Genomic DNA, 6,876 nt, shown 5'->3' with positions numbered 1-6,876 from the left:
GTTAGAACAGCTGGCAAATACCTCATATACCCACCAAAAGAATACCAAGAAAAGCTATCAAAACTACACAGAAAGAAGGTCAAGGTGATAGTAATAGAAGAAAGTAATTAGAGGTAATTAAAATTCATGAGAAGTAATGCGAAGCCCTAAAAGGCTATAAGTCTTTTCGGCAAGATAATGAGAAGGCACAGACTAGACAGTCACGCAGTATCTGCATACTTAGTAGCATTAAAAGGATTGAAATGGCCATAAACAGCAATAACTATTTTTCAGCCCCAGAACCAAGTTCTGTAGTAGCAATGGCTTTGTGGGGAAAGTGATAAGCTAGCTCAATGTGTATGAAACTTTCTAGGATAAACTTTTCATCTCTGCTATATGTTAAAAAGCTCTATAGCAGTCTATGCTATACTTTTCTACTATGCTATGTACTCATATAGTTGGGAGGTGTTAACTTGTTCACGTACCCTCAAAGGATTTTCTCTACAGTAGGTGTTAAATATTGTTTTCTAACCAACTTGTCATTGCCTATGAAAAAACTCCTTACTTCAATCACTAATCGAAAAAGCAAAGATTTGGTTGTATTATGGAACATTTGTTGGTGCGGGGGGTGGGATTTGAACCCACGCAGGCCTACGCCATCGGGTCCTGAGCCCGACCCCTTTGACCTGGCTCGGGCACCCCCGCACAGTTTTCTGTGTTTAATATTTTTACCATGTTAAAAGTTTGGCTGTTGTGGTTTGATAAATTTATCTACTACATCTATTATTTAATCAAGCCATACAGTTTTTTGAATGTTTAAGCAATTCCTCTAACTTACTTTTATCATTGACTTGTTTAAGTATATTAATATATAATCTTATTGCATCTCTAATAAAATCGGATCTACTTCTATAATGATGCTTTCTACATAAGTCCTCCATTTCATTCAATGTTTCAATGTCGATTTTTACAGAAATAACCTTAGTTGCCACAATATCTAGCTCTATTTCAGCATTTTTGTATTTCATATACATCTACCTCCACTTTACTGTGTAGCTCATAATTTTATGCGACAAAATATTTATCTATATCTCTCAATGTCATCATGTGTCAGAAATCCATGCATATTCAAGATATTATTGCAATGACTATTCAAAGTTTATATTGTGAAGCTGTATAGCCGATGCTAGGTATTACTATAGAAATGCTTAAAATATATTCATAATATGCTCAAATCGGTTCCTTTTATAAAGCAATATTATTAGTTTTGATGTCAATTGGGTAGCCAGCTTATATATTTTTATGAAAATTAACATTTTTATGGGAATTTTGATGCGATCCTCAGCTGAAGACGTTTTAGAATACCTAATTGTGAAGGTGCTTGCAGGTAAGGATAACGTTGTCAATGCGTTATCTGATTACTTTATTATTGGTGAGAGCCCTAGTGTAGTAGCATTAAAATATGGCTTGAGTAAGCATCAGGTAAGGGGATATGCTCAACGTATCATTGAAAAAATGGGGTCTGCTACAAAGGCAAGGGTACTCTTAAAATATGCTGTACCGGTGGTAATTAAGATTAAGCCCATTGTAAGAAAACTTAATGGTGCTTTCGTTAAGTGCATGGTCTGTGGTGAGGAGCTTCCAATACAGATTATAGAAGATCATATAAGAAAGAAACATGCCACTGTCGTTGAAGAATATATGTACTCAACAATAGAATTGATTAGAAGAAACATAGCGATGGAAAGTCGCTGAAGATATAGAAAGTTTTTAAGTCTTAAGCTTAATAATACTGCTGAAATTATGATCAAGACTATAACAAAGAATAATTTTCCAACTCAGATCCCTAGAGGAAAGAGAATTGCTATAGTTATTGCAGTGATATACAGAGATTTAGCATGTGACAGAAAGTCCTGTCTATTCTCCTCAATGCATTGTGACAAATATGATAATGTGGAATTTGTTCAAAATATAGTTGATTCTATTGCAAAACTAAATGAGGTTTCATGCATAATAAGTCTCTGTGGCAATGCTCCAATAGGTAATAAGAACGTTATTAGTTTGTGTAGTGGCAATTACTCTGTAGCTAAACATAGATACGATGAAGCTTTGAAATGCTTAACATTTTCAGACCTGCTGTTTGTAGTATCAAATGGTGTAGTCATTCCAAGGACTATTGCAAACCTTTTCTGCGTAGCTCAGATGGAAAGCGTGGAAATTAATGTTCTAAATCTTAGCGATGCTTAAATACCTACTTTAGTTTTTTGGCCATCAGATATGCGTCTTCGCCGTCGAGATAATATTCCTCGAGTCTTTTTATTATCACAAATCCGAATTTTTCATAGAGCTTTATTGCAGGCGTGTTACTGACTCTAACCTCTAGATATGCCTCTGACGCATCATATGCGTAGCCCAGGGTTCCTAGAACAGCTGATAAAAGATATGTTGCTATACCCCTTCTTCTATAACTTTCTCTAACAGCAATGCTTACAATGTGGCCTTTCTTAACCTTTTTATTTGGATAAAAAAATGATTCTCCTTCCTCAATACGAGTTAGCACATAGCCAACAATATTATCATTGACTTCAGCAACATAGAAAACATCGCCATACTTATTCAGATGCTCTAACCAAAACGAGAGAGGATAGTGCTCAGGTAAACACTCTATGTTTATAGCAATAACATAGTCTATATCCTTTTCACCTGCAGGCCTTATCCTGATATGCATATTGCTACTCATTTCGCTTACCCTTCAATAACGAAAATTGTATCCCATAATATGCAAGACGAGTTCAGAAAATTAAAATACTTTGTTTCACCTTATTTTCTCGTCGATTTTTATCAAATTCAATGCCTCGGCTATTTCTAGAGTCCATGCAGAAAACTCTTTGGCTAATAAATATGTTGCTGTCGCCTCATCCACATCCTCATTTAACACCTCTTTAAACACTTCCTTAGCTATGCGTGGATCTATTCTCTTCAAAAACCTTTGTATTAAATCCTCCATTATTTTAAGCATAACAAGAGCGCGCTTTGAAGCATTTCTAACTAAATCGATATCTTCTTCGTTTGGCAATACCGTTGACAAATCTATGCCTCTCTTCCTAGCCTCATCCACATATCTCCTGATTAACTGAGGGTTTTTAACAAGCTTTCCACTACTAAGAAACATATGGATCTATAGCACCCCACATAATATATCAGCTAGTATACGTATCCCAATTCTTATATCATCTTCAGATGGGTTAGAGTAGCTCAATCTCATGGCATCTAGACACTTATTTTCATTTATGCAAAATCTTTTCCCTGGGGTGAAGACCACGCCTTTTTTCCTACTCAATTCTAAAATTTTTTCGGTATCAACATTTCTATTGAGCTTTAACCAGGTGTAGAAACCGCCTTTTGGACTGGTTCTCGATACCACATCCGAAAACTCTTCGTCTATAAGCTCTATTATGATATCTCTTTTGAGTCTGTACAGCCTCTTTGCATATTCGACTACCTTATCAACAATACCCTTCTTAAGAGCTACCTCAACGATGAGTTGGCTTAGGGTAGATGTTCCCAGATCCATGAACTGTTTCATTATATGCATTTTCTTTGTTACTTCATCATCACTAGCTATTATATGTCCAATGCGTAACCCCGGTGCCAAAATTTTGCTAAAAGAAGAGAGGTAGATGACATTACCCGATTTATCTATGGATGCTATAGGTTTTGGAGTCTCTTCCTCAAAGGTTAAAAGACCATATGTATCATCTTCAACTATAACAAAGTTATATCTCTCTACAAGTTCTAGAAGATGTTTTCGCCTCTCATCGCACATAGTAGTCCCTGTGGGGTTCTGAGCTATTGGCATCGTATAAACAAGTTTAATTCTCATCCCTTCTCTGCTATATTCCCTAATAATATCCTCCAACATTTCCACCTTCATTCCCTTATCATCAACTGGTATAGCAACAAATCTCACTCTCCTTAACTTGAATACATTCAAAGCCAGTATATACGAAGGCTCTTCAACAACAACAACATCACCAGGATCTAAGAAAACCCTTGATATGAGATCTAAGCCTTGTTGGGATCCAGAGACAACAATTATGTTATCCGAATTGGTTTTTAGTCCTCTGGTTCTATAAACAAACTTTGAAATCTCATTGATGAGCTGGACGAATCCTGTTGATGGAGCGTATTGTAGAGAGTTGTAGCCATATTTTTCAAGAACCTCTATGGCGATAGCTTCAATATCTTTTACAGGAATTGTGCGTGGGTCTGGCAACCCACTTGCAAAGTTGATTATCTTATCGCTTACCGCTGGTATTTCAAGAGAGACAAAGTTTTCTTCTAATACCTTTGCCTCCTGTGAGTACAAGTTTTTAAATATGTTTTTATGTGTTATGCCAAAAACTATTCACCTAATGCGTTAAAAATAGCGATAGGGTCTAAAAATATAAGTTTTTATGTTGCATCAAATTAGTTGAATGGTGCTTTAGGCTTTGTATCAAAGAATAGTTGTGCCTTATTGTGGAAAGCCTGTTGTAAAAAAGTATAGTGGGTTTATCATTGGGAGAAGCGAGATAGCTGTTAATATAAGTTATGTGTACATGTCAATAGCTGATGAGGCTCTCACAAAGTGTATGCTTATTGCACAAACAAGCGAGTTCGCAATGGGTTTTGTTGGCATGGGAAGGGTTATTGGTGTTGGTGTAAATGTTTCTAATATTAGAGAAGGCGACAAAGTGATTGTTTATGCTAGCAGTAATGGTGTGGCTCAATCTATTCACATAGCAGATAGCAAAGCCTTCACATCATTCAACGCCAAGGGTTTCAATGATCTGGAGGCACTAATCATAGCAACTTTTTCAATATCAAAAGACCTAGTTAAAACTGTGGAAGGCGCCAATGTGTTGATTGTAGGCAAAGACTTGTCTATAATGCCGTTTGCCCTAGAGTCCCAATTAACTTCATCAAAGATATATACAATACCGAATTACACACTATGGCCTGACATTGTAAAAGGCGAACATATCTCAATATATGATGCAAACCCTTTATACGACGTAGCTGTTATAGCTACATACGATCCCCTAGTATTGTCACTAATACCTAGAATGGCCAAAGAAAGAGCGACCATAATAATTCATCCACAGCTAATGACGCTAGTGAGACTTATGGAGTTCAAATCATCTAGTGGCATATTGTTAAGACCAATGGTTTTTGGAGATATAAGCAATGGTATCCAAGTCTATGAAAAACTCAAAGATGTTATAATCTCTCGAATAAAACCCTTAGATACGTCAATTTACCTCACAAAGCTAACACACCCCGCAATAGTGTCTCTACAAGGTCTTTAGAAACCTTGCTCTTAACTCTAGATACTTCATTGGTATACCTACATCAACTACATCATACCATGGGGGTGTCTTCCAACCATATTTTATGTACTTCTTGTATTCTTGGTCTAAGGATCTAAGAGCCTTTTTAAATCCCCCCAATCCTAGTCCATGCAATGCCCACTCAATTATAAGGTTTGATGTTTCTCTACTACCCAATGCAATAACAGCTTGTGCAAAAGCCCAGTTAGGATCTAAAATTGTAAGATCTGCAATACTATTTCTAAAAGATTCATATATGTGAACGGTTTTGCTAGCCTTTAGAACATATTCAGGTGGAAGATATTGGTATGGGGTCCACGGCTTTGGGACAAGGGGGTTCAGAGATATTTCAATAAACTTTCTTTTCTTTACGAAACTTAGCCTATGCATAAAATCCTTAAATGCACGTAATTCATCATCAACACTTAGATCTGGAAAACCAGTTATTAGATATAGCTTTACATGGTCAAATCCCAATCTATAGGAAGTATCCACAGCTTCGACTAAGTGGTCAATGCTATAACATTTTCCAATTCGACAACTATGGCTAGTTATAAGTGATTCTGGTGCTAATGTAATAGTTTTCTGACCTAAGAGTTTTATAATCTCCAATCTATTTGAAGTTACATGCTCCACTCTTATTGATGGAATTGAAGCTTTTATATTATTATCTACAAGCTTATTTAGGAAATTGTCTATGCCAGGTACACTAAATAAGGATAGGGAATATAAAATTGTTCTTGGAATCTTGAGAAACTCAATTCCTTTTGCAACAATTCTTTCTAATGTTGAAGCACTCCTATATCTAAATGGATATAGAACGTGAGATTCCATACAAAATGCGCATAGATATGGACATCCCCTAGAGACCTCAACCCTAATCCCATGGCCATAGACCGGCTCTTCATCAGGCGAGTAAAATTGCTGTATAGGATGATAGCTGTTATCTAGGTCTTCAGCAAAGCATTTTCTTTTAATATCAGGAAAAGGTGTTACACCAATACATGGCATATCCTCAAGTGCTTTCACAGGATTTTGCTCTACTAGAGAATAGACAATTTTGTCCAGAACCTTCTCTGCTTCACCAATTACAACAACATCAACAATATTCGCTAGTGGCAAAGGATTTGATGTTGGTGCTAGCCCCCCAGCTATAACCAAAGGCTTTGACCACCCTTTCTCTTTGTGCATTATACCAAGTTTATGAAGGATATAAGCGGCTGTAACATAATCTAGCTCGAAGGGCAACGAAATTAAAATGGCATCAAGTTTTTTAATGCTCATCTCAGTGTCTAGGGCCTCAATTCTCTTGCCATCAATGTCAAAAACATATCTGTAGACATGAACATATTCTAAGCTATTCAGATATGTATAGGCCATTTGAAAGAATAGTGATGATGTGGCTGCTTTATAGGGTATAGTCATCATTATGCCTATTTTAATATCGCTAGGTCTACCTTTCTTCGCTATAACATAGTTTTCTTTTCTTGGTTTAAACACTAAGGAATCGCTGTTTATAGTCATC

At 36.4% G+C, this 6,876-nt stretch carries 8 protein-coding genes and 1 tRNA gene; 3 read left to right on the top strand and 6 right to left on the bottom strand.

All coding sequences use genetic code 11. The features are described from left to right. Positions 1 to 596: 596 nt before the first annotated feature. Both QW284_08975 and QW284_08970 read right to left on the bottom strand, forming a co-directional pair. A tRNA-Leu gene (locus QW284_08975) sits at positions 597 to 684 on the bottom strand. A gap of 86 nt (positions 685 to 770) precedes the next feature. Continuing rightward, on the bottom strand, positions 771 to 1,007 hold the full coding sequence (locus QW284_08970; protein MEM0339797.1) for a ribbon-helix-helix domain-containing protein: 237 nt from the start codon (positions 1,005 to 1,007) through the stop codon (positions 771 to 773). Between the two features lie 304 nt (positions 1,008 to 1,311). Here QW284_08970 and QW284_08965 point away from each other — a divergent pair, with 304 nt between their 5' ends. Together QW284_08965 and QW284_08960 are read left to right on the top strand one after the other, a co-directional pair. Next, positions 1,312 to 1,734, top strand: a complete 423-nt coding sequence (locus QW284_08965; protein ID MEM0339796.1) for a hypothetical protein — start codon at positions 1,312 to 1,314, stop codon at positions 1,732 to 1,734. 48 nt (positions 1,735 to 1,782) lie between these two features. Further along, on the top strand, positions 1,783 to 2,226 hold the full coding sequence (locus tag QW284_08960) for a hypothetical protein (GenBank protein MEM0339795.1): 444 nt from the start codon (positions 1,783 to 1,785) through the stop codon (positions 2,224 to 2,226). A gap of 4 nt (positions 2,227 to 2,230) precedes the next feature. Here QW284_08960 and QW284_08955 read toward each other — a convergent pair whose 3' ends face one another. The 3 genes from QW284_08955 to QW284_08945 all read right to left on the bottom strand — a co-directional run bounded on the left by QW284_08955 (position 2,231) and on the right by QW284_08945 (position 4,348). Beyond that, the gene (locus tag QW284_08955) at positions 2,231 to 2,719 is read right to left on the bottom strand and encodes an N-acetyltransferase (protein MEM0339794.1); all 489 of its coding nucleotides are present in this window, start codon (positions 2,717 to 2,719) and stop codon (positions 2,231 to 2,233) included. A gap of 75 nt (positions 2,720 to 2,794) precedes the next feature. Beyond that, complete coding sequence (locus tag QW284_08950) at positions 2,795 to 3,151, bottom strand: hypothetical protein (GenBank protein ID MEM0339793.1); 357 nt, start codon at positions 3,149 to 3,151, stop codon at positions 2,795 to 2,797. 6 nt (positions 3,152 to 3,157) lie between these two features. Beyond that, positions 3,158 to 4,348: a PLP-dependent aminotransferase family protein gene (locus QW284_08945; protein ID MEM0339792.1), complete on the bottom strand. Its 1,191-nt coding sequence runs from the start codon at positions 4,346 to 4,348 to the stop codon at positions 3,158 to 3,160. 124 nt (positions 4,349 to 4,472) lie between these two features. Between QW284_08945 and QW284_08940 the strand changes: the two genes are divergently transcribed. Continuing rightward, positions 4,473 to 5,330, top strand: coding sequence for a hypothetical protein (locus QW284_08940; protein ID MEM0339791.1), 858 nt, complete (start codon positions 4,473 to 4,475; stop codon positions 5,328 to 5,330). On the opposite strand, the gene QW284_08935 is transcribed toward QW284_08940, so the two are convergent. Next, positions 5,316 to 6,875 carry a radical SAM protein gene (locus QW284_08935; protein MEM0339790.1) on the bottom strand — a complete coding sequence of 520 codons (1,560 nt, stop codon included), beginning with the start codon at positions 6,873 to 6,875 and terminating at the stop codon, positions 5,316 to 5,318. The genes QW284_08940 and QW284_08935 overlap by 15 nt on opposite strands. Position 6,876 lies beyond the last annotated feature (1 nt).

This window comes from Ignisphaera sp., assembly GCA_038735125.1.
Classification (GTDB): Archaea; Thermoproteota; Thermoprotei_A; order Sulfolobales; family Ignisphaeraceae; genus Ignisphaera.
Note: the sequence above shows the minus strand (reverse complement) of the source record. Positions and strands in the feature narration are given on the sequence as shown.

Excerpts from the sequence above, each read along its gene's own strand:
- QW284_08970 (MEM0339797.1), bottom strand. The coding sequence starts at position 1,007 with ATGAAATACAAAAATGCTGAAATAGAGCTAGATATTGTGGCAACTAAG.
- QW284_08955 (MEM0339794.1), bottom strand. The coding sequence starts at position 2,719 with ATGAGTAGCAATATGCATATCAGGATAAGGCCTGCAGGTGAAAAGGAT.
- QW284_08950 (MEM0339793.1), bottom strand. The coding sequence starts at position 3,151 with ATGTTTCTTAGTAGTGGAAAGCTTGTTAAAAACCCTCAGTTAATCAGG.
- QW284_08965 (MEM0339796.1), top strand. The coding sequence starts at position 1,312 with ATGCGATCCTCAGCTGAAGACGTTTTAGAATACCTAATTGTGAAGGTG.
- QW284_08960 (MEM0339795.1), top strand. The coding sequence starts at position 1,783 with ATGATCAAGACTATAACAAAGAATAATTTTCCAACTCAGATCCCTAGA.
- QW284_08935 (MEM0339790.1), bottom strand. The coding sequence starts at position 6,875 with ATGACTATAAACAGCGATTCCTTAGTGTTTAAACCAAGAAAAGAAAAC.